The following is a 21,862-nucleotide window of genomic DNA, read 5'->3' as shown; positions in this document are numbered from 1 at the left end:
ATAAATATAAAATAAATACGAAAGGAGACTTAAATGAATATCATTGAAAGAATTGAAAATTTATCTCTAAAAACAGATATTCCGACGTTTAAACCGGGAGATACCGTAAAGGTGCACCAAAAAATAAAAGAAGGAGACAAAGAAAGGATTCAGGTTTTTGAAGGCGTGGTTATAGCAAAAAAAGCCGGCGGCTTGCGCTCTTCTTTTACCGTGAGAAAAAATTCTTACGGCGTAGGCGTAGAAAAAATTTTCTTAATTAATTCGCCCCTAATCGATAAAATAGAATTACTTTATCGCGGAAAAGTAAGGAGAGCAAAACTGTATTATTTAAGAAAGAAAAAGGGTAAGGAAGCCAAAATAAAGAGATTAGATTTGAATACATACGCCAAATAACAATATTAACTTATACCGACAGACAATGGCTGTAAAATCATATAAAGCTGTAATAAAAGGTATCGTCCAAGGGGTTAATTTCAGAAATTTTACCAAACTTGAAGCAGATAGAGTGGGCATAAAGGGTTATGTCAGGAATACCGCCGACGGTCATGTAGAGGTTTTTTTAGAGGGAGAAGAAGACCTGATAAAAGAAATGGTTTTCGCAGTTCATGCGGGACCGCCTCATTCTATAGTAAATGAAGTCAAACTTTATGAACAGGAAAATCTGTCGAACTTTAAAGATTTTAAGGTTATTCGATAAACCGCCGAGACGAGACCTTATTGAAGGGGTTCTATAAGCAGCGTTATTTCTCCCCTTAATAATTCGGGAGAGTTTTTAATTTCATCCTTTAGCATTTCTATATCTTGGGTTTTTATAAATTCGTAAATTTTAGTAAGCTCTTTAGCATAGCAAATTTTTACGTTTCCAAATATCTCCGTGACGTCTTCAAGCAATTTTTCGACGCTTCTTGCGGGTTCGAACACGATAAAAACCCTTTCTTCCTCTTTAAGCTTGGCAAGAAATTTTTTTCTCTTGCCTCTCTTTTTCGGCAAAAACCCTACAAACGTAAACCTGGCAACGTCAAGACCGGACGCCGACAGGGCGCTCAAAGCGCTTGATGCACCGGGTATAGGAATGACTTTAACGCTTTGTTCCACGCATAATCTCACCAAATATGAACCCGGATCGGATACTAAAGGGGTTCCGGCTTCGCTCACCAATGCGATGTCTTTTCCCTTTTTTATATTAGCAATAATGCCGTCTGCCGCCTTTCTCTTATTATATTCGTGATAAGCAATCAAGCGTGTTTTTATGTGATAATGCGAGGTCAATATTCTTGTTTTTCTCGTATCTTCGCAGGCTATAAGATTTACCCGTCTCATTACTTTAAGCGCCCTTATAGTAATATCCTCAAGATTCCCTATGGGAGTGGCAACAACGTATAAAGCGGACATCCGATTAAGACCAATCTCTTAAATATCTGAAATCTATATTTATAGTTCGTTCCGATATTTTGGCTATTAAAGGCATCCGCCTTTTATATTGAGATTTTTTTATTTTGCGGTATATTTTATTTACAAGATTTTCATCATAACCTAACGATACGATAACTTTCGGCTTATACATCTTATCTATCAAAAGGTACATTATGCCGTCGGCAAGTTCGTAAGAAAAACCTAATTCGGCTTCATCCGACTGCTCAGCCCATAAATCCGCTGAAGGCGGTTTCTTTATTATGCTTTCCGGGACCCTCAGATGTTTTGCAAGCCGATATATCTGAGTTTTATAAATATCTCCGATGGGATTTAAGGCCGACGCCATATCACCGTAAATCGTACCGTAACCCAGGAGTAATTCCGATTTATTGCTCGTTCCCAAAACCAAAGATTTTAATCTATATGAATAATCATATAAAACGGACATTCTTTCCCTCGCCATCTTGTTTCCCATCCTGACATTGATATCGCCTAAGGAAGTATCGTTTTTTTCTGCCAAAAAATAATCATCTATCTGCTTTGTGATATCAACCGTATAATAATTAATTCCAAGTTCATCCACTACCTTCAACGCATCTTTCAAGCTTGCCTCGGAACTGCTCTTATACGGCATAAGCAGGGCAGCAACATTATCTTTTCCAAGGGCGGCGGAGGCTAAATAACAGGCCACGGCGGAGTCTATACCGCCTGAAAGCCCCAATACGACCTTATTTATCCCGGTTTTCAAGACCTCATCTTTTATAAAATAAGCAAGATGTTTAAAGATAATAGGGAAATTATGCTCGTCTATTTCAGGAAGTTCTTTTTTCATTTAAGATACCCTCGATCTCTTTCATGGTCAAATTTAAATTTTCATCTCTTATCAGGGGTGTTTTAAATCTTTCAATATTTAAAACATCTAAATTTATTTCGACTTTCATCGTTCCCTCTTCAAGATAATCCATTATCCGTTCCATTTCTCCGGAAGGATTGAATACACATGAACCGCCCGAAAATCCGATACCGTCTTCATAACCTACCCTATTAACGTATATTACGTAACTTTTATAATAAAAAGCAATTACCGAAAGCAATTCCTCCCACATATTTATCGAGCTAAACCTATCTATCCCTTTCACGATGCCCCTTGTCGGAGAAGCGGAATTTACTATAATAACATGCGCACCCTTATTAACGGCTATATAAGACGACGAAAGATGCCAAGCATCTTCACATGTTAAAACGGAGATTTTAATACCGCCTATGTCAAAAACGCCAAATTCTCCGCCCGGTTTAAAATATCTCGACTCTTCGAACATTCCATATGTAGGCAGATAAACTTTTCTATGAACATGTATAATTTTGCCGTCTGCAACGCAGAGAGAAGAGTTGTAAAAATTATAATCCTCGTCCTTTTCGATAAAACCGGCAATAATGGATATATTCAGGTCCATGCTCGCCTTAAAAATAGGCTCCAATACCGATGCGTCTTCGCGGTTATTAATATTTATACCGATATCGTAAACGCTGTCTTTTAAAAAATAACCGGTTAAAGAGAGTTCCGGAAAAACGACGAGGCTTGCCCCCTCATCTTTTGCTTTTGAAACAATATCAAGATGATTCTCTATATTTTTCTTTAAATCCCCGACTACCGGACTTGTCTGTGCAAGCAGTGTTTTTATGGAATTCATTATTCAAATATATTTTCAAAAAAAATTAGTTTGATTGAATTGCACTCTATATATTCTATAGAAATAATACCGTAATTTATGAGTCTTTTTTCTCTGTCGATATTGGAATTAATCAAAAAAAAATTAGATGCGTCTATGATTTTCTTTTTATCTGCCGATTCATACTGTTTTCCGAATTTGCTTCCAAATCTTGTTTTGACTCCTATAAAATTCAGCACTCCGCTTTCACTTTCCGCGATAATATCTATTTCACCGCGTCCTTTTCCAAATTTTGTTTTTATAATCTTATATCCGATTTTTTCTAAAAACCCGGCAGCTATTATCTCTCCCCTATCTCCTTTAGCTTTATTTGAAGATTTGCCGCTGATTTTACTATATTTATTCATTTTTTACAGGTTATGCATATTAAAATTTAAAAGTTTTCCTGTGAATTTCACTTAATCCATATTTCATTAGATTTTTTTTGTGCTCTAAGGTTGCATAACCTTTATGTTTTTTAAAACCGTACCAGGGGTATTTTTCGTCTAACGAAACCATCATTTTATCCCTGCACACCTTGGCTATTACGGAAGCACAAGAAACCACCTTAACCCTGTCGTCCCCTTTAATAACCGAAATAGCCTTTAATCCGGAAATATCATTCAAACCCTCCGGTATGGTCGGACCATCTATAATTGCTATATCCGGTTTAACGGATAAACCATCAAAAGCCCTTTGCATAGAAAGCATAGCCGCTCTTAAAATATTAATTTTATCTATTTCTATGTGAGATGCAATGCCGACGGAATAAGAAACGGCTTCCGAAACGAGTATTTTATAATATTCGTTTCTTCTTGCCTCCGTTAATTGTTTTGAGTCCTTAACGCCGGAAGGAATTTTATCTTTATCGATTATTATTGCCGCCGAAACTACCGGACCGGCAAGACAACCCCTGCCTGCTTCATCTATACCACATATTTTTAGAGGCATTTTAAATTTAAGATAACTTTAGTTCATTAACGTTTAATATCTATGTAATCGCAAAATTTATCTACCCTTTGGATGCATCTCTCTTTTCCGACAGCAAATATAACCTCGTATAACGGCGGACTTATCTTTTCTCCCGTAAGGGCCAATCTTATTGGCGTCGCTTTTTCCTTCATAGTCCAGTTGTTTCTATATAAAAAATCGCCAAACTCTCCCTTTATAGATTCTACGGAATTCTTTAGCATTTCGAGGGCTTCATTTTTTTTGCTCAAATCGACATTGCGTTCAAAAATTTTAGAATTTAATCCATTCAGAAAACCCTTAAATGCTTTTAAGAAAATAAGGCTATTTTCATCAAAAGTAAATTCATTCAAGATTTCGCTTTTATATTCGATGGATTCGTTTACAAAAAAGTCTAACTTTTGCCTGAGTTCTACAAGCGTTTTAATCCTGGATTTAAGGGATTCTACAAGCGCAACGGTTCTTATATCTTTAATTAAAGGTTTTTGGGAAACATCTCGTATGTCGTTTGTCAGGTCTATCAATGCAAAGGGGTCTTTAGATTTTATATGACGGGAATTCAACCATAAAAGCTTTTCAGTATTAAATACCGCGGCAGACTTGCTTATATTTTTTAAATCAAAATATCTTATCATATCATTCATATAAAATATTTCATCATTTCCATGCGACCACCCAAGCCTTATCAAATAATTGTTTAGAGCCTCCGGCAAAAATCCGTCTTTTTTATACTGATTTACGGAGGCGGCGCCATGCCTCTTAGAGAGCCTTTTCCCGTCCGAACCGAGTATCATTGAGACATGCGCAAACTCCGGGATATTAAACCCCATCGCATTATAAAGCATTATCTGCTTGGGGGTATTGCTTACGTGGTCGTCGCCCCTTATAATATGTGTTATTCCCATAAGGGCATCGTCTATAACGACGGCAAAATTATACGTAGGAATACCGTCTCCGCGAACGATTACAAAGTCGTCTATTTCATTATTATTGAAGTTGATAAACCGGCCTCTCGCCAAGTCCTTAAAACCGGTCTTGAGACCTTCCCCTTTTTCCGCTTTAAATCTTATAACATGAGGCATGAAATAATCTTTTTCCTCAGGCTTTAAATTCCTGCATCTGCCTGAATACATAGGCCTTTTCCCTTCAGATGTAAACCTGTCCCTATCTTCTTCTATAAGTTCTTTAGAACAAAAGCATAAATAAGCCTTGCCCTCTTTCAACAGCCTATCCGCATAAGATTTATAAATTTCAAGCCGATTGGATTGATAAACGGCATCTTCGTCCGGAGTAATCGAAAGCCATTTAAGGCTGTCTAATATATCAACATCAAACTCCTTCCGAGAGCGGTCCAAGTCGGTATCTTCAATCCTTAAAAAAAACTTTCCACCAAAATGTTTTGCATAAACATAGTTAAAGAGTGCCGTCCTCACCCCTCCGATATGCAAATACCCCGTCGGACTCGGAGCAAATCTTGTCCTCACTTCATTGTTATTGTTCATTTATTTCACCGTATCGTTATAAAATAATTTAATACACGACGATAGAAGAATATCCAACGACGCTCGTATAATCTCCTGTAACTTCCCCTGAATTAGTATATTCTATCAGCCTTGCATTAGTACGGTCCGCCATTTTGGCAACATTAAGCATTATAGCCGCCGGAATGAAGCCGCACATGGAAATTTTATATTCTCTCACCTTGTCGTATAAACCGGAGGGATTTAAATCCAAAATTTCCTTAATGGCTATATCGTCTTTAAATCTGGCGGACTCCGCAGGTTCATAATGAGTCATATCCGAACTTGCAACTATTAAAACATCGTTTAACAGATCTAACCCTTTTATTGCGTTAAATATTGCCGCAGAAGCATTTAATGCATCGCTGTATCTCATAAAAGAGACTATGATAGGAACTATAGAAAAATCTTTTTTAAAATTATACAAGAGCGGTATTTGCACTTCGACGGAGTGTTCTTTTGTATGGGCAATCTCATCATAGGCAAACGGACTGCCTTTATCCTTTATTATGGCATCCGCCAGCTCGGAATTAACGGAAATATTAAAGTCTCTAAAACCATACTTACCCTCACCCATTACCGAATAATCGGCACCCATACCCGTGTGATTCGGACCTATAATGATAATATTATTTTTTACGTTAATCCTTGAATATCCGGTGTAAGCAGTCTTTCCGGAGTATACATAACCGGCATGCGGCGATATTATGCCGAAAGCATCTATTTTTTCTTTTGCCGGGACAACGTTAAAGGAATTAAGCAAATTTCTTATATTGCTTAAACCTTCCGGGTAAAAATAACCCATTGCAACAGGTTCTCTGATCAAATCGCTTTCACCTCCCTTTTTTATCACGCATAGCGGCAAAGCTCTTCGGCGGTTTCACTATATCACGCACACCATAAACCGTAAAAGGCAAACGCATCCTGCGGAAACAGTAATCCTGCAAACATATTTATTACGTATCACACGCCTTTACGTAGATTAAAGTTTCGTCCGGATTGACACTATCCCCTTCTTTTACATATATTTCTTTGATTATGCCGTCAATAGGGGTATGAATTTCGTTTTCCATCTTCATAGCCTCAACAATCAAAATTGTATCACCCGTCTTTACAGAGTCGCCCTTCTTAGTCATAATTTTAGTAATCCTACCCGGCATCGGGGCATAAACATCCCCTTCTCTCTTGGGGGACGGTCTTTTAGACCTTGCAATGCTTTCTCCGACTATTTCTCCTCCCGCGCTGGGAACTATCTCCGTAAGAGATTCTATAATAACCTCTTCCAATATTCCGTCTACGTTTAAGAAAAAAGGCCTTTTTTGATCAGATTTATGCCCTACGCCCGCAATCTTTATTCTATAGCTTTCGCCGTGAACGGTTACGTTAAACTCACTTGGCGCAAGCCCGCCATCTTTCTTTAATTCCTGCGGCAGAGAATCCTGCAAAACGAATCCCTTCTTTGTAGGCTTAGAGTAATCCGGAAGTTTATCTTCCTTTCTATCCCTAAAAAATTCTAATGCAACATTCGGAAACAGGACATAAGTAATAATGTCTTCATCAGATATGCTGTATTTCTCAATTTCTTCATATTCGTTGGAGAGCTCGGGCGCAATAAGATCTGCCGGCCTTACTTTGATGACATCCTCTCCGCCCAACACGGATTTTTGTACATCTTTATTGATGGGTGCCGGTGGTTTGCCATAATGACCCTTGAGATAATTTTTAGTTTCGCTTGTCACTACTTTATATTTTTCACGCGTAATGACGTTAAGGGCCGCCTGCGTCCCGACGATTTGAGAGGTGGGCGTAACAAGCGGAGGAAAGCCGAAATCCTCTCTTACCTGCGGAACTTCATATAAAACCTCGCCCATCCTATCTAATGCATTTTGTTCTTTGAGCTGGCTTGCCAAGTTGGACATCATGCCGCCGGGAACCTGAGTTACGATAATATCGGCATTGATACTCGTATATTCACTTTCCAAAGAACGATATTTTTTACGAACCTCTCTAAAATAATCCGCAACTTCCTTTAATTTTTCCAAATCAAGGTTAATGTCGTAACCCATCTCTGATAGGGCAAAAACCATCGACTCGGTAGGAGGATGAGATGTCCCGCAAGACATTGAGGAAATCGCAGTATCAATGATATCTGCTCCGGCTTCTACCGCCTTTAGTAAAGACATTGAAGCAAAACCGCTGGTAGAATGAGAATGAACGTGGATGGGGACGCTAACTCTTTTCTTTATCATTGATACAAGATTATAAGCATTGTTGGGAGACAGAAGCCCCGCCATATCTTTTATGCAAATAATATCCGAACCCATTTCTTCAAGTTCTGCCGCCATGTCGGTAAAAAGTTCGTTTGTATGAACCGGACTCGTGGTATAGCAAATTGTCGTTTCAACCGTCTTCTTTTTCTTCTTTGCAATTTCTACCGCTTTTCTAATATTCCTAAAATCATTTAGGGAATCGAATATCCTAAAAACATCTATTCCGTTGTCGGCGCTTAGAGAAACAAATTTTTCTACCACATCATCCGCATAATGCCTGTATCCTACAAGGTTCTGCCCTCTCAAAAGCATCTGCAGCCTTGAATTCTTGTAAACCTTTCTGATTCTCTTGAGTCTTTCCCACGGGTCTTCCCTCAAAAATCTTAGGCATGAATCAAACGTTGCCCCCCCCCATACCTCTAACGACCAGAACCCTATATCATCCAAAACATGCGCTATCCCAAGAATATCAGGGGTAGTCATCCTTGTAGCCAAGAGAGATTGATGGGCATCCCTTAAAACCGTTTCCATTATGCCTACTTTTCCAATATGTTTTTTTTCTTCCATGTATATACCCATAATGATTAAATTACTTACTTTATGTGTGCACTAAACAAACTTCATTGGACCCGTGTCTAAATCCCGTAATAGGTAGCAATAGACGCAGAAATTGCAAGTATTTTATCAAACGGATCTCTTTGTAATTTATAATCTCTTAAATACAACCTCTCATCTACAAAGTGCGTGTCGAAATTACCCTTGATAAAGTCTTCGTCCCGAACTATTTTAAGATGAAAAGGAATCGTAGTTTTAATACCTTTTATTACAAACTCGTCCAACGCTCTTCGCGCCCTTCTAACCGTTTCTTCCCAAGTTCTTCCTCCAACGGTCAGCTTTGCAATCATTGAATCGTAAAACGGCTGAATAACATAGTCCTTATAAACCGCGCCGTCTATCCTGACACCTATACCGCCCGGCGAATAATAAGCGGTTATTCTGCCGGTATTCGGGACGAAACCTTTTCTTGGGTTTTCAGCATTTATCCGACACTCTATGGCATACCCCCTCATTGAAACGTCTTCCTGCTTAATGTCAAGCTTTTTACCCATAGCTATCTGAATCTGCTCTCCCACGATATCGACCCCGGTAACAATTTCGGTCACGGAATGCTCTACCTGTATTCTGGTATTCATCTCCATAAAATAGTAATTGCCGTTCTTATCGACGATATATTCTATCGTCCCCGCATTACTGTAATTGCACGCCTTAGCCGCCTTAATCGAAGATTCACCCATTTTTTTGCGAAGTTCGTCGTTCAAAATGAGAGACGGGGCTATTTCAATAAGTTTTTGATGCCTTCTTTGAATAGAGCAATCTCTTTCGCCGAGATGTATAATGTTCCCATAATTATCGGCAAGTATTTGAAACTCTATGTGATGAGGCCTTTCAATATATTTTTCTATAAAAACTTCCGGATTGCCGAATGATTTTTCTGCCTCCGAACGAGATAAGAAAAATCCTTTAATTAATTCGTCATTATTGAAACAAATTCTTATACCTTTCCCTCCCCCGCCTGCAGAGGCCTTAATCATAACCGGATAACCTATCTTTTCCGAGATCGAAATTGCTTCCTCTTCAGATTCCACACCATTTTCGGAGCCCTCAACTACAGGAACGCCGACAGACCGCATCAGCCTTTTAGACTCTATTTTATCTCCCATCATCGCAATAGTTTTATGCGACGGACCAATAAATATTATGCCTCTTTTCTCGCAAACATCTGAAAATTTAGGATTTTCGGATAAAAATCCATACCCGGGATGTATGGCATCTGCACCGGCATTAATTGCTAAATCTACGATTCTATTAATGTTGAGATAGCCAGATATGGGACCCGGTCCCACGAGATATGCTTCGTCGGCTTTTTTCACGTGCAAAGCATGACTGTCGGCTTCGGAATAGATTGCAACGGTTTTAATATCTAACTCTTTGCATGCCCTTATTATCCTTGAAGCAATCTCTCCTCTGTTGGCTATTAATACTTTATTAAATTTTTTCATAAAATTACGGTAATGTTTTCTTAGTAAACGGCAAAAACAAACTACGTTGGCGGAAAATAAACGGCAATAAGCTTTTTATAAATAATAGTCTATGGCTAATTGTAAACCATTTTTTAAAGAAAGTCAATTAACCGCTAAATCCGAACCGTGAGAGTTCCTCTTTCGTAGATTCGTAGTCAATGTGTCTAAAGGCATTGAACCCAAGGTTGATCGCCGTTTCCACGTTAAAAGTTCTATCGTCTATAAAAATGGATTCTTCCGGTTTTGTATAAGATAAATTCAAAGCGAGTTTGAAAATGCTTTTATCCGGTTTTCTTATGTGGACGAAACATGATGTTATGAAAAAATCAAATAATGTGTCGAGAGAAAATTTGTCTACCCTGTAGACCGACAACTCAAAACCTTCATTATTAACCGAAACCAATTTAAATTTATATTTATCCTTCAGACGGGTAAACAGGTCTATCATTTTCGGATACGGTCGAGACTGGACAAACATAAAGGCTTTAAACTCATCTACGGAAAAAGGACGTTCTTTGTAAAATACGGTTTTATCAAGGTAATAATCTAATGTAACATTACCTTCTTCGTATAAGGCAAATATATCTTCATGTCTCGGTTCAAAATCTTCGCTGCTCAAATTGAATTTTTCTAAGGCAAGTTTTCTTGATTTTCTATCCCATCCGTTAGTAAGCAATACGCTCCCGATATCTAAAAAAATCGTTTTTATATGCATAGACATTTTTTGCCTCCCTGATTTTAACCCTTTTGTTATGAAATTAGTTTTGCCGCCGGTATACCGAAACACGAATTTTATGCAATTATTTGCCGACACATATGTATAAAAGCTGGCATTATCTTACCTGTCGTTATTAAATAATTTGACGGTTTCTTCTACGGTCAAAAACCTTTCCTCCCTCGTTTTTAAGTTTTTTAGTGTAAGTTTTCTTTCAAAGGCTTCTTTTTCACCTATTACGGCAACATATTCTATCCCTTTTTTATCGGCATATTTTATCTCTTTTCCGATATTGGGCCGGCTAGAGATGCATAATTCGGTATTTATTCCGTTTAAACGAAGTGCTTCGGCATTCCTATAAGCATACGACCGTTCGTCTTCGCTTAAATAAATAACATATAATTTTATGGGGGAAGCCTGCGACTTAAGTGTTTTTCCATCCCTCTCCTTTATGATATCTATTATTCTTTCTACGCCAAAGGATATCCCGCAAGCGCCTTCCGGACGGGCGCCGTATAATTCGACTAAATTATCGTATCTTCCGCCGGCGGCGAAACTGCCGATACTTACATCTTTAGATTTGATTTCAAAAATAGGCCCCGTGTAATACCCAAGCCCCCTGACTAAAAGAGGGTCATACGTTATAAAGTCTAAGCCTATTGCTTCTGCATTTTTCAGTATTGATAAAAGTTCATCTATTCCTTCTACGGCTTTATTTTTAATAAATTCGTCCTTAACAGCGGCGTTAATGCGTCCGCCTAAAGCAGATAGTTTTTCCATATCACTCAGGTCTTTATCTAATTCAATAAATTCCATAAAAGACTTATAACTATCCTCTGCTATACCGTTTTCCTCGAACTCCTTTATTACCCCTTGTCCCCCTATTTTTGCCATTTTATCTACCGCGCGAAGTGCTGCGTCTTTTTTATCTTCTCCGATTCCTGCGGCATTAACAATTCCGTCGAGTATCTTTCTGTCGTTGATAAAAATTTCGTAATCACCGAATCCTAATTTAGACAAGGTAAAAATTGCTAAATTTAACAGTTCAAGCTCTACGTTCATCGAATAAGAGCCTATTATGTCGGCGTCCGCCTGATAAAACTCCCTATATCTTCCCGCCTGCGTATTTTCGTATCTATAGACTTTGCCGATTACGTATCTTTTGAACGGCTTGACAAGTCTGCTGCGATTAGCCGCATAATACCTTCCCAGCGGAGAAGTAAACTCAAACCTTAATCCCAACTTTCTTTTAGCCTTATCATCGAAAGTATATATCTCTTTTTCTATTTCACTGCCGCATTTCCTTGAAAGAAGCTCAAAATATTCAAAAACCGGAGAATCTATCTCGATAAAACCGTAAAGCGCAAAGCACTCCCTCAGGGTCTCAATAACCCTTCCTCTCAATAACATTTCTTCCGGTAGAAAATCTCTCGTACCCTTTGGGGGTTGCACGGGTCTATTCATAAATAAATAATTTGACTTAATTTTATAGGGCTATATAGGTACAGCCTTCCTTGGAAAGTTTGGCGATTTTTTCCACACCGGCGGGAACTACCCGGGCATAATCCGGAATATCCCCATCCTTAAGTTCAAACATATTCATCGCGTTACGGCAAACAAAAACATTTACCTTATTCGTAATAACGGCTTTTAACTGTTCTTTAAGCTTAGAATGGTGAAGAAACGAAACGACGGAGGGACCGAACATTACGACGTTTACCTCTTCCGTTTCGTCAATTGCGCTTATGTTTTTAATCACGTTAATTAAAAGACCCGGCATTATCGTTCCGTTTGTGAACTGAATGACATACTTCATTTGGATACCTCCCTTTTATTTTTTTTGTTAAATAACATATCCCGCAAACATTAAGCGTTGGAGAGTCTGACGATATTTAAAAAAACGGAGGGGTCTAAACTTGCTCCGCCCACTAATACGCCGTTTATATAGGGCTCATCCATCAACTCTTTTATATTTGATTCCTTAACGCTACCGCCGTATATAATTCTTAATTCATCAACCTCGTAATTTGAACGAACATAATCGTATATAAACCTATGCATCTTATCGCCGTCTTCCGGTCTGATCGGCAGATCCGTTCCGATTGCCCAGACGGGCTCATAGGCGATTATTAAAGAATAAACTTTTCCGCTTTTTGCTTTTAGCGGCTCAAGGTCGGTTTTCAGTTGCTTTTTCACAAAATCGTACTGCATATCTTTTTCTCTCACCTCTTTGTTTTCCCCGACACATAATATTGGAGTTACCCCTTCGCTACTATAAACAGCGCTCATTTTTTTTGCTATCGTTTCATCGGTTTCATTAAAAATCCGGCGTCTTTCAGAATGTCCAACTATTGCATATTCGCAACCACAGTCCTTAATCATATCTATGGAAATTTCTCCGGTATATGCCCCATTCTTTTCAAAATAAATATCCTGGGCGGAAAGTTTTATGAAGTCTCCGTAAGGCTTTATAATTTTATAAGATTCACAAAGCGAGGTACACGGAGTAGCAAAAACGGCTTCTGAATTTAAACCTATATTCTCAAAAAGACCTTTGCCTTTAAATTCATTCATGTTGTTCACAAAAGTATTGAAATATTCCTCTATATCTCGATTTGTTTTATTCATTTTAAAATTTGCGGCAATTATCTTTTTTTTCATAATCAAGTATTATCGTTATATTAATTATATCTTATATTGCATGAGAATTTGCAAGCACGCCGCTGCACCTATCACATACATCTGTATAATCGGAATGGCTCCCTACGCTGACATCATATTTCCAACACCTTGCGCATTTTTCTCCGCCTGCTTTTTCTACTGCCGCTTCCGTAATATCTACATTCAGCGTACTGTTTTTTTGCAAGACGACACCAGATACTATGAGCAAATCCTTTAAATCTTCGCCGTCTAACCCGCTCAATAAGTCATAATCCCTGCTGTTCGCGTTTAAAATGACCATAGCTTCAAGCGAACTGCCTATAATCTTATCATTCCTTGCCTTTTCAAGCGCGGATAAAACAATGCCCCTTATGCCTATCAATCTATCGAATTTTTCTTCAATATCAAAATTAACTAAATTTTCATCAGGTTCGTCAAATTTTTCAAAAAAAATATTTTCCCGCTTTTCTCCCTTTTTGAAGTATCCCCATGCTTCCGATGTACTGAACGGTATTATTGGGGACAGGAACTTTATAAAAATATTTAAAGCAAAATGCATCACGGTTTGAACGGCCCTTCTTTTAATCGAATCCTTCCCTTCCGTATAGAGCGTATCTTTAACGATATCAATATAGAAAGAAGAAAATTCAATAAGAAACTTGTATATGCCATGGTATACCTGATGAAAATCATAATTTTCGTAATATTTTAAAATATTCTGAGAGAGCAATGTCAATCTGTGCAACGCATATTTATCCAATTCTGCAATATTTTCGTATTTAATCGAATTTATATTCTCATCGAAATCATATAGATTGCCAAGCATAAAACGCAGTGTATTTCTTATCTTTCTGTATCCCTCCGAAAGCCTCTGCAATATCTCGGTAGATATCCTCATGTCGTTTCTATAATCCTCAGATGCAACCCATAATCTTAATATATCGGCTCCATATTTGTTTATAATTTCATCGGGGCTTATAACGTTACCCAACGACTTAGACATCTTTTTACCGGAACTATCGACAACAAATCCATGCGTGAGAACGGTTTTATAGGGTGCGCCGTCATCTGTTCCTACTCCTATCAGAAGACTTGAATGAAACCAGCCTCTATGCTGATCCGAACCCTCAAGGTATAAATCTGCCGGAAAACCGATATCTTTTACTTCCTCATCGCTTTTCAACACGCAGAAATAACTGACTCCGCTGTCAAACCATACGTCAAGTATATCCTCTTCCTTTTCAAATTCTTTCGAACCGCACTTTTTGCATTTAACCTCTTTTTCACTTAAATTTAAAAAATAATCTACCGGTTTTTCAAACCATAAATCCGCTCCGTATTTTTCAAATTCGTTGGCTATTTTAAGAAAAATATCATAATCTATAAATGCTTCTCCGCAATTTTTGCAGCAAAATGCCGTTATTGGAACACCCCACGATCTCTGTCTTGAGACACACCAATCAGGCCTCGTTTCAAGCATACCCGAAATCCTATCTATGCCCCATTTAGGAATCCACCTGACGTTTTCCAATTCTTTAAGGGATTTGTCCCTCAAAGAATTTATATCCATAGAAATAAACCATTGTTTGGTCGACCTCAAAATAACGGGTCTGCTACACCGCCAGCAGTGAGGATATGAATGTTCTATTTTTCCTTCTAAAATCAGCGCCCCGACGTCTTTAAGCTTTTCGATCACATAAGGATTAGCTTCAAATACGTGCATCCCCGCAAAAGTATCTACGTCATTCAGAAACCTGCCTTCATCGTTAACCGGAGCATAGGCCGGAAGATTATATTTAAGCCCTACGGCATAATCGTCGTCCCCATGGCCCGGAGCCGTATGAACAAGCCCGGTTCCGGTATCTTTCTTGACATGAGAGCCTAATATTAAAATAGAATCCCTCTCTATAAATGGGTGAGCGGCAATTTTATTTTCTAAATTTTTACCCTGCGTTTTTGCTACGACCTTGTAATCTTGATACCCGAATTTTTCCATTAATTCTTTGGAAAGACTTTCTTCAAGAATAAAAATATCCTTTCCGTTATCTATAAAATAATATTCGAAGTCGGGGTTTAACGAAATCGCAAGGTTCGACGGAATAGTCCATGGTGTCGTCGTCCAGATTACGGCAAAAATATCCTTATCGCCTATTTCGGTACAATCAATAATATTATTTAAATCGGATTTAATTCTAAATTTTATATAAACCGAAGGGGATACCCTTTCGGCATATTCTACTTCTGCCTCCGCAAGTGCGGTTTTACAGGATGAACACCAATATATAGGCTTATTTGCCTTATAAAGCCCTCCGTTCTTGACGAAATCAGCTAATTTCCTGACTGTATTCGCCTCATAGGAATAGTCCATGGTAAGATAAGGGCTGTCATATCTTCCGATACTTCCCAATCTCTTAAATTCAGCCCTCTGAATATCCACAAACTTGGCGGCATATTTGCGACACAGCTTTCTCTTTTCGTTTTTAGCAATAGAATCTTTGGATTCTAAAGTCTTATCTACGTTATGTTCTATCGGAAGCCCGTGACAATCCCACCCCGGTATAAACGGAACATGAAATCCGGACATTAATTTAAACCGAACTATTATATCTTTTAAAATCTTGTTTAAAGCCGTCCCTATGTGAATATGACCATTTGCATACGGCGGTCCGTCGTGAAGAATAAATTTCTTTTTACTATTCTTCGTATGTTCATAAATATTTTTGTAGAGTTCGCTTTCTCCCCACTCTTTAAGAAGTTTTTCTTCGGTAACTTTTAAATTTGCCTTCATCGGAAAATCGGTCTTCGGAAGGTTCAACGAATCTTTGTAATCCATAATAATCCCATTTAGTTTTTTGTAATTAAATCCTTATTCACGCAGTTTGTTAAATCCCCTTTTTCAAGCCAGCCGGTTATATTTTCGGCACACATGCGCGAAATATCTCCGATAGATTCATACGTCGCTCCGCCTATATGCGGCGTAGCAATAACGTTAAAATGAAATATTTCATCGCTTATATGTACGGGTTCTTTCCAATACACGTCAAGACCCGCCCCTTTTATTTTACCGCTTTTTAATCCATTTATAAGAGAGCTTTTTTTAATCAATCCCGCTCTTCCGGTATTTATAATGTACGAGCCGGTCTTCATCAAGTCCACGGTTTCATCGTTAATGAGATTTTCCGTATTTTTTTCTAAAGGAACGGCAAGAATAACATAATCCACAAGCGATAACATATATTTAAAATCGTTATCTATCGTTCCTGCAAACTTAATTCCGAGGTTTTTGGCATAATCGTCTGCGGGCTTGTTATGCTTTAGACCGTAAATCTCGCCTCCTGTGACTTTTAATAATCTGACGATTTCAAGCCCCACCCCGCCGAGCCCGACAATTCCGAATTTCTTCCCGAAGATGCTGCTACCCATCGGCTGATTGGCAACGCCGTGATTAATAGCATTTATACAACCGTTATAATCCCTCGCAAGTGCAATAATAAAAAATAGAGTAAGTTCCGCAACGGAAACGGCGTTATATGTTCCTGCCGTCGGGGTATTAAATACGGGTATCCCTTTTTCAGAAGCATAATCTATATCAACATTCTCATAGCCGACACCGAACTGCTGAATCAGCTTGATCCCGGCAAACGACAAAACGTCTTTATCGATCTCTATTCCCGCATTAACGATTAATATTAAATCATCCGCTAAAACCGATAAATTTTTATGACCGGCATCTTTGATATCATCCAGAAAATCTTTTTTATCGGTATAATGAGCAATATTATGTCCTGGAAGATACGGCTTTAAAATGCCGAACATCTCTTTCGACCTCAATATCGCAATAATATTCATTTATTTTTAACGCTTTGGCGTTGTTAATTTTGATTTTTTCCTATTTTTTTTAAATTATAGATTACTTTTGCACAATAGGTTCAACGGTCGGCTGAGCGGTGTTTCCCTTAAAATGCCCCGTACCTTCGCAAAGTTGCATTTTCTTTGAATATACATATCCGTTCGGACATGTATAGGTACGGTTTTTTTCTTTAACCACGTTTATTTTAGTGGAAGGAATAGCGTTGTACCCTTTCAAGCCCTTCTTTCCGACGCAAAGATGTATTTTTGAGTTATAAGAATATCCAAGCGGACAATAGAATTTGGCAAAAGATATACCTGAAAAAACGGGTATAATCAAGGAAATAGCAAGAATAGATAAAGAAATCCGAAGTGCTAAAATTTTAAGGTTTTTAAGGCTTTTCATAGATTAAATCCCTCCTTAGTATTTTTAAAAATTATTTTGCTCATTATACCATTCGTAGATTAATTTGTGAACCTTTTTAATATAATAAAAACTACTGCAAATTCCCGTTATAGCTCACAAGGCCGGTTATCGGATAGATATAAAAGGTTAAATTGGACGACGAAACACCGAAAGATGAATGTATCGTTTTATCGGACGGCGTAAAATCAGAGCATATATCCTTGCCGAATGTCCCCGGTTCCCCTGCGGAATTAAAAGCAATATAATTATAGTCGGTACTTATTTTATAATTTATGCCGTAATTCATGGCAACGTAAAAATTATCCGTCGTTTGCGCCAGCGGGTTTGGAAGCGGTTCGGGTTTATCTGTGGCAGGATTGCAGGCACACACGGCATAACCGGAATAGCTTGCGCCACTACCACCCAGAACGCAGGAAGGATTTGATCCCGAAACGGAAAATACGACGGCGGTATACGTAAAATGGCTCATTGCATAATTTTGGGCATACCTGATCGCGGATTGAAGCTGTTTCTCATACATGCCCCTATCCCCCGAAACCGCCGAATTAAGACCTGTCGTCCCGAGAATACCTAAAACTCCCAGAAGAATAATCACCATTATCATTTCGACCAGGGTAAAGCCCCTTCTTCTCTTCATGTCTTAATTTCCAGTAAATAATTATCGGCTATTAATTTGTAATTATATCATTATTCGTAAAATTTTTGTGTTTGATGTTCTAAGACTATATTCCGAACCCGATCCTCTTCGCTCTTGTTCGTTCGCTTGAAATTAAAAATTCAATAGCATATACTGTAACCCAATAATGTTTTTATTTAATTGTTTCACCAAAATAATTTAATGTAAATAAATCAAATTTAAATGGATTTTAGTTTCAAAATAGCCGAAATTAACGATGTATTTATTAGGCACATTAAAAAGCATGTCGACGAAAGGGGCTGGCTTGCCGAGCTTTATAGAAACGACGAGATAGATAAATCTGCCTTTCCTGAAATGGCATACATATCTCTTACCATGCCGAATATCAAAAGGGGACCTCACGAGCATACCTGCCAAACGGATTATTTTTGTTTCCTGGGGCCGTCTGACTTTAAAATTATATTATGGGACAATAGAAAAGACTCGCCTACTTATCTTCATAAAACCGTGCTGTTTCTTGGAGAAAATACACCTGCCGCACTTATAGTTCCTCCCGGTATAGTTCACGCTTACAAAAATATCGGCGAAAAAAACGGTCTGGTAATTAATGCCGCAAACAAGCTGTATGCGGGAAAAAGTAAAAAAGAGCCGGTTGATGAAATAAGACACGAAAGCGACATCGATACTATTTTTATATTTGATTAAAAGGCGGTTAAATGAAATTTATTCACTCTGCAATAAGAACCGGAAATTTGAGCAAATCTATAGATTTTTATGTCAAGGTCTTTGGACTGATAGTGCGTGAAAAGAGATATATAGAGGCTCATAGGACTACGTTGGTTTTCCTGAAGGATATTACTACCGGCTTTGAAATAGAACTTATAGCGGAGGATAATCCGAAACGGCTTGCCCAATGCGAAAACTCTTTCGCCCATTTTGCTTTCATGACGGATGATATAGATAGGGATGCGAAAAGCATTAAGGAGAACGGGGTGACTTTTTCAAAAGAACCCTTTTATTCCATGGACAAAAGTATGAAAATTGCTTTTCTTAACGACCCTAATGGCATTATGATAGAACTCATAGAATATTTAGTCTGATTAATATCGGCAATCCTTTATTTTATGGACACACGGCGCACTTTGGAAACAGAAAAATTATATGATAAAATTAGAAATGAACTTTTCAGCGCTATAAAATTAAAAAAATGTAAGAAATGCGGATGCATGGTTTACGGGTTAGACGATGTTATCGAAAATCTTAAGATAATAGAAAACGAAACCCCTAACGGCTTAGCACGTAAGTTATCGGACGAGGTAAAAAAATTAAAATTAGAGCTGAAACCGGTCGAGTATTCATGCCTCGGCTGTAAACACTGCTATCCCGCCGTGGCTGCTAATTTTATAGCCGATGCCGTCATATATTTAATTAGGAACGATTCTGAGAACGACAGCGGCAACCATGATTCCTTAGAATTCTTAGATTCATGGCCGGTTTCTCCCGGCGAGTATAGCGCCTTTTGTGACGGAGAAGGGTGTCCGGTTGCGGTATCTACTCTTGCCAGCTTAGATTTATACAGCGAATTGTCAAAATTAAAACCGAAAGGACTTTGTATTATCGGAAAAACAGAGACTGAAAATATCGGGATAGATAAAATTATAAAAAATACTATAACTAATTCCACACTGCATTATCTAATAGTGTCGGGAAGGGAATCCGAAGGACATTGCAGCGGTCAGACACTCATATCTTTATATAAAAATAGCGTAGACAAGAATATGAGAATAATCGGTTCGAACGGTAAAAAACCGATTCTTAAAAACGTAACTTACGAAGAGGTAGAACTTTTTAGAAAACAGGTTAAAGTTATAAATATGATCGGCTGCGAGGATGCCGCCGCGATTGCACTTAAAATAAGCGAACTTTTAAAAGATTTTAAAAACTCCAGACCACCCGAAATAACCGATAGGATTTTTAGTCCATCCCCTATAGAAAAAATAATTGCAAAAAAACCGAAAAGGATAAAATTAGACAAAAAGGGGTACTTCGTAATAATACCTTCGTTTGCAAATAAAATGATAACGGTTGAATTTTACAATTACCACAATGAATTATTAAATGTTATTGAGGGGGGCGATGTTCCTTCAATTTATTCAACAATAGTAGAAAAAGAATTAATTTCTGAACTAACTCATGCCGCCTATATCGGAAAAGAATTAGAAAAAGCCAAATGGTGTATGGATTACGATATTAAATATATTCAAGGAGAAGCATGATTTATCATCATATTTCCTATAATTCAAACGTATCTTATTGCCCCTTTCCGATGAATGGCTGGGGGAGGAGGATTCGAACCTCCGTAATGGGAGTCAGAGTCCCAGATCCTGCCGCTAGACGATCCCCCAAACAAACGAACAGCTTGTATGATTATATAATATTGCCGTATCTTAATTCAAGGAAATTTTAACAAACATTGCCGAGAATTCCCCTTTTGCAAGGCAGATGATAATATGCGATACAAAACGAACCAAAAAGCCTCACCTGTAAGGGCAAGGCAGTTCGCTAATAATGAAAATTAAAATACTCCGTAAATTTTATATCCGCAAAATTTACAGTTATCTGAGACAATATTATTTTCCGAGATACTATATCCGTCTCTTTTTATTAAAAGCCTTTTGCATGACGGACAATAAGTATTTTCATATTTATCCAATTTAACATTTCCCGCATAGACATACTTAAGCCCGGCAGTCTTACCTACATTATATGCCTCTATAATATTTTCACCCCGAGTAACCTGCCCGTCCTTCATTTTATAAAGCGGAAAAAATCTTGAAATATGCCACGGCAGATTTGGGTCTATTGATACGATAAAATCCGCTATACCTCTAATTTCTGCCGAAGCGTCATTATATCCGTCTATAAGCAGCGTAGTCAGCTCAAGGTGTACGCCATTTTCATGAAACATCCTTACCGCTTCCAGTACGGGCTCGAGCCTTCCGCCGCATATTCTTCTATAACTATCGTCGTTAAAAAATTTTATATCTATATTCGCGGCATCTAAAAGCCCTTTTGTCATATTGACCGACTCCTCCGTATAATAGCCGTTTGTGACAAATACATTTTTTAAACCGTTTTTATGCGCAAGCACCATTACGTCTATGCTATAGTCGAAAAAGGCGGCCGGGTCGGTGTATGTATATGAAATAGACTTACAATGTGCATTCAGGGCACTCTCTACGACCTCATCTGGAGATATTCTCCTTGTCCCATTATAATATTCAAGATAGGTCTCATATGCGCCATCTCGATAGCTTTGCGATATATTCGCGTTTTGACACCCCAAGCACCTAAAATTGCAACCCTGCGAGGCAATAGAATAGGAAGAAGAACCGGGTAAAAAATGGAAAAGCGGCTTTTTTTCAATCGGGTCTGCACCCTGCGCCACTAATATTCCGTAATTTATACTGTATAAAACTCCCTCTCTATTTAGAATAGTTCGGCAAACTCCGACTTTCCCTTTTTTAATCCTGCATTTATGGGCGCATATAAGGCATTGCGTAAACTCGCTTTCTTTTCTAAAAAGCCTGATTGCAATCATTTTTTCCCCT

23 protein-coding genes and 1 tRNA gene are annotated in these 21,862 nt (G+C 38.1%); 5 read left to right on the top strand and 19 right to left on the bottom strand.

Going from position 1 to position 21,862, the window contains the following annotated elements:
* Positions 1 to 33: 33 nt before the first annotated feature.
* Both rplS and ACMCNP_RS05155 read left to right on the top strand, forming a co-directional pair.
* Positions 34 to 393, top strand: coding sequence for a 50S ribosomal protein L19 (rplS, locus tag ACMCNP_RS05160; protein WP_419314737.1), 360 nt, complete (start codon positions 34 to 36; stop codon positions 391 to 393).
* Between the two features lie 25 nt (positions 394 to 418).
* Positions 419 to 697: an acylphosphatase gene (locus ACMCNP_RS05155; protein WP_419314735.1), complete on the top strand. Its 279-nt coding sequence runs from the start codon at positions 419 to 421 to the stop codon at positions 695 to 697.
* Positions 698 to 714: 17 nt separating this feature from the next.
* Here ACMCNP_RS05155 and rsmI read toward each other — a convergent pair whose 3' ends face one another.
* The 17 genes from rsmI to ACMCNP_RS05070 all read right to left on the bottom strand — a co-directional run bounded on the left by rsmI (position 715) and on the right by ACMCNP_RS05070 (position 18,251).
* Positions 715 to 1,392, bottom strand: coding sequence for a 16S rRNA (cytidine(1402)-2'-O)-methyltransferase (gene rsmI, locus ACMCNP_RS05150; protein ID WP_419314732.1), 678 nt, complete (start codon positions 1,390 to 1,392; stop codon positions 715 to 717).
* Positions 1,393 to 1,396: 4 nt separating this feature from the next.
* Positions 1,397 to 2,245, bottom strand: coding sequence for an NAD+ synthase (locus ACMCNP_RS05145; protein WP_419314731.1), 849 nt, complete (start codon positions 2,243 to 2,245; stop codon positions 1,397 to 1,399).
* On the bottom strand, positions 2,226 to 3,104 hold the full coding sequence (locus tag ACMCNP_RS05140) for a nitrilase-related carbon-nitrogen hydrolase (protein ID WP_419314728.1): 879 nt from the start codon (positions 3,102 to 3,104) through the stop codon (positions 2,226 to 2,228). Before ACMCNP_RS05140 ends, ACMCNP_RS05145 begins: the two co-directional genes overlap by 20 nt.
* Positions 3,104 to 3,490 (bottom strand): YraN family protein, encoded by a 387-nt coding sequence (locus ACMCNP_RS05135; RefSeq protein WP_419314725.1) that lies wholly within the window; start codon positions 3,488 to 3,490, stop codon positions 3,104 to 3,106. The genes ACMCNP_RS05140 and ACMCNP_RS05135 overlap by 1 nt, the downstream gene beginning before the upstream one ends.
* A gap of 19 nt (positions 3,491 to 3,509) precedes the next feature.
* Positions 3,510 to 4,073, bottom strand: a complete 564-nt coding sequence (locus tag ACMCNP_RS05130) for a ribonuclease HII (protein WP_419314722.1) — start codon at positions 4,071 to 4,073, stop codon at positions 3,510 to 3,512.
* Between the two features lie 26 nt (positions 4,074 to 4,099).
* Positions 4,100 to 5,593: a glutamate--tRNA ligase gene (gltX, locus tag ACMCNP_RS05125; protein WP_419314720.1), complete on the bottom strand. Its 1,494-nt coding sequence runs from the start codon at positions 5,591 to 5,593 to the stop codon at positions 4,100 to 4,102.
* 28 nt (positions 5,594 to 5,621) lie between these two features.
* Entirely contained in the window at positions 5,622 to 6,437 is an 816-nt protein-coding gene (amrB, locus tag ACMCNP_RS05120; RefSeq protein WP_419314717.1) for an AmmeMemoRadiSam system protein B, read from the bottom strand.
* Between the two features lie 130 nt (positions 6,438 to 6,567).
* A complete protein-coding gene (gene oadA / locus ACMCNP_RS05115) occupies positions 6,568 to 8,448 on the bottom strand; it encodes a sodium-extruding oxaloacetate decarboxylase subunit alpha (protein WP_419314716.1) in 1,881 nt (626 codons plus the stop codon).
* 68 nt (positions 8,449 to 8,516) lie between these two features.
* Positions 8,517 to 9,941: an acetyl-CoA carboxylase biotin carboxylase subunit gene (gene accC / locus ACMCNP_RS05110; protein ID WP_419314714.1), complete on the bottom strand. Its 1,425-nt coding sequence runs from the start codon at positions 9,939 to 9,941 to the stop codon at positions 8,517 to 8,519.
* Between the two features lie 127 nt (positions 9,942 to 10,068).
* Complete coding sequence (locus ACMCNP_RS05105) at positions 10,069 to 10,677, bottom strand: HAD-IA family hydrolase (protein ID WP_419314711.1); 609 nt, start codon at positions 10,675 to 10,677, stop codon at positions 10,069 to 10,071.
* A gap of 123 nt (positions 10,678 to 10,800) precedes the next feature.
* On the bottom strand, positions 10,801 to 12,141 hold the full coding sequence (hisS, locus tag ACMCNP_RS05100; protein ID WP_419314708.1) for a histidine--tRNA ligase: 1,341 nt from the start codon (positions 12,139 to 12,141) through the stop codon (positions 10,801 to 10,803).
* Between the two features lie 22 nt (positions 12,142 to 12,163).
* A complete protein-coding gene (locus tag ACMCNP_RS05095) occupies positions 12,164 to 12,493 on the bottom strand; it encodes a DsrE family protein (protein ID WP_419314706.1) in 330 nt (109 codons plus the stop codon).
* Positions 12,494 to 12,543: 50 nt separating this feature from the next.
* Positions 12,544 to 13,338, bottom strand: a complete 795-nt coding sequence (gene tpiA / locus ACMCNP_RS05090; protein ID WP_419314704.1) for a triose-phosphate isomerase — start codon at positions 13,336 to 13,338, stop codon at positions 12,544 to 12,546.
* A gap of 31 nt (positions 13,339 to 13,369) precedes the next feature.
* Positions 13,370 to 16,171 carry an isoleucine--tRNA ligase gene (ileS, locus tag ACMCNP_RS05085; RefSeq protein WP_419314701.1) on the bottom strand — a complete coding sequence of 934 codons (2,802 nt, stop codon included), beginning with the start codon at positions 16,169 to 16,171 and terminating at the stop codon, positions 13,370 to 13,372.
* 11 nt (positions 16,172 to 16,182) lie between these two features.
* Complete coding sequence (locus tag ACMCNP_RS05080) at positions 16,183 to 17,187, bottom strand: 2-hydroxyacid dehydrogenase (RefSeq protein ID WP_419314699.1); 1,005 nt, start codon at positions 17,185 to 17,187, stop codon at positions 16,183 to 16,185.
* Positions 17,188 to 17,248: 61 nt separating this feature from the next.
* Positions 17,249 to 17,593, bottom strand: a complete 345-nt coding sequence (locus tag ACMCNP_RS05075) for a hypothetical protein (RefSeq protein WP_419314696.1) — start codon at positions 17,591 to 17,593, stop codon at positions 17,249 to 17,251.
* 91 nt (positions 17,594 to 17,684) lie between these two features.
* Positions 17,685 to 18,251: a pilus assembly FimT family protein gene (locus tag ACMCNP_RS05070; RefSeq protein WP_419314694.1), complete on the bottom strand. Its 567-nt coding sequence runs from the start codon at positions 18,249 to 18,251 to the stop codon at positions 17,685 to 17,687.
* Positions 18,252 to 18,473: 222 nt separating this feature from the next.
* Here ACMCNP_RS05070 and ACMCNP_RS05065 point away from each other — a divergent pair, with 222 nt between their 5' ends.
* From ACMCNP_RS05065 to ACMCNP_RS05055, 3 genes are read left to right on the top strand one after another with little or no spacing between them, the layout of a single operon-like run.
* Complete coding sequence (locus tag ACMCNP_RS05065; RefSeq protein WP_419314691.1) at positions 18,474 to 18,956, top strand: dTDP-4-dehydrorhamnose 3,5-epimerase family protein; 483 nt, start codon at positions 18,474 to 18,476, stop codon at positions 18,954 to 18,956.
* An 11-nt stretch (positions 18,957 to 18,967) separates the two neighbouring features.
* Entirely contained in the window at positions 18,968 to 19,351 is a 384-nt protein-coding gene (locus ACMCNP_RS05060) for a VOC family protein (RefSeq protein ID WP_419314688.1), read from the top strand.
* 42 nt (positions 19,352 to 19,393) lie between these two features.
* The gene (locus ACMCNP_RS05055; protein WP_419314685.1) at positions 19,394 to 20,527 is read left to right on the top strand and encodes a DUF4346 domain-containing protein; all 1,134 of its coding nucleotides are present in this window, start codon (positions 19,394 to 19,396) and stop codon (positions 20,525 to 20,527) included.
* 55 nt (positions 20,528 to 20,582) lie between these two features.
* On the opposite strand, the gene ACMCNP_RS05050 is transcribed toward ACMCNP_RS05055, so the two are convergent.
* Together ACMCNP_RS05050 and amrS are read right to left on the bottom strand one after the other, a co-directional pair.
* Positions 20,583 to 20,656 (bottom strand) — tRNA-Gln (locus ACMCNP_RS05050).
* 170 nt (positions 20,657 to 20,826) lie between these two features.
* Positions 20,827 to 21,852 carry an AmmeMemoRadiSam system radical SAM enzyme gene (amrS, locus tag ACMCNP_RS05045; protein ID WP_419314682.1) on the bottom strand — a complete coding sequence of 342 codons (1,026 nt, stop codon included), beginning with the start codon at positions 21,850 to 21,852 and terminating at the stop codon, positions 20,827 to 20,829.
* Between the last annotated feature and the right edge of the window lie 10 nt (positions 21,853 to 21,862).

Origin of the sequence: Candidatus Acidulodesulfobacterium sp. H_13, assembly GCF_048541835.1 — a bacterium.
Classification (GTDB): domain Bacteria; phylum SZUA-79; class SZUA-79; order Acidulodesulfobacterales; family Acidulodesulfobacteraceae; genus QIJE01.
Note: the sequence above shows the minus strand (reverse complement) of the source record. Positions and strands in the feature narration are given on the sequence as shown.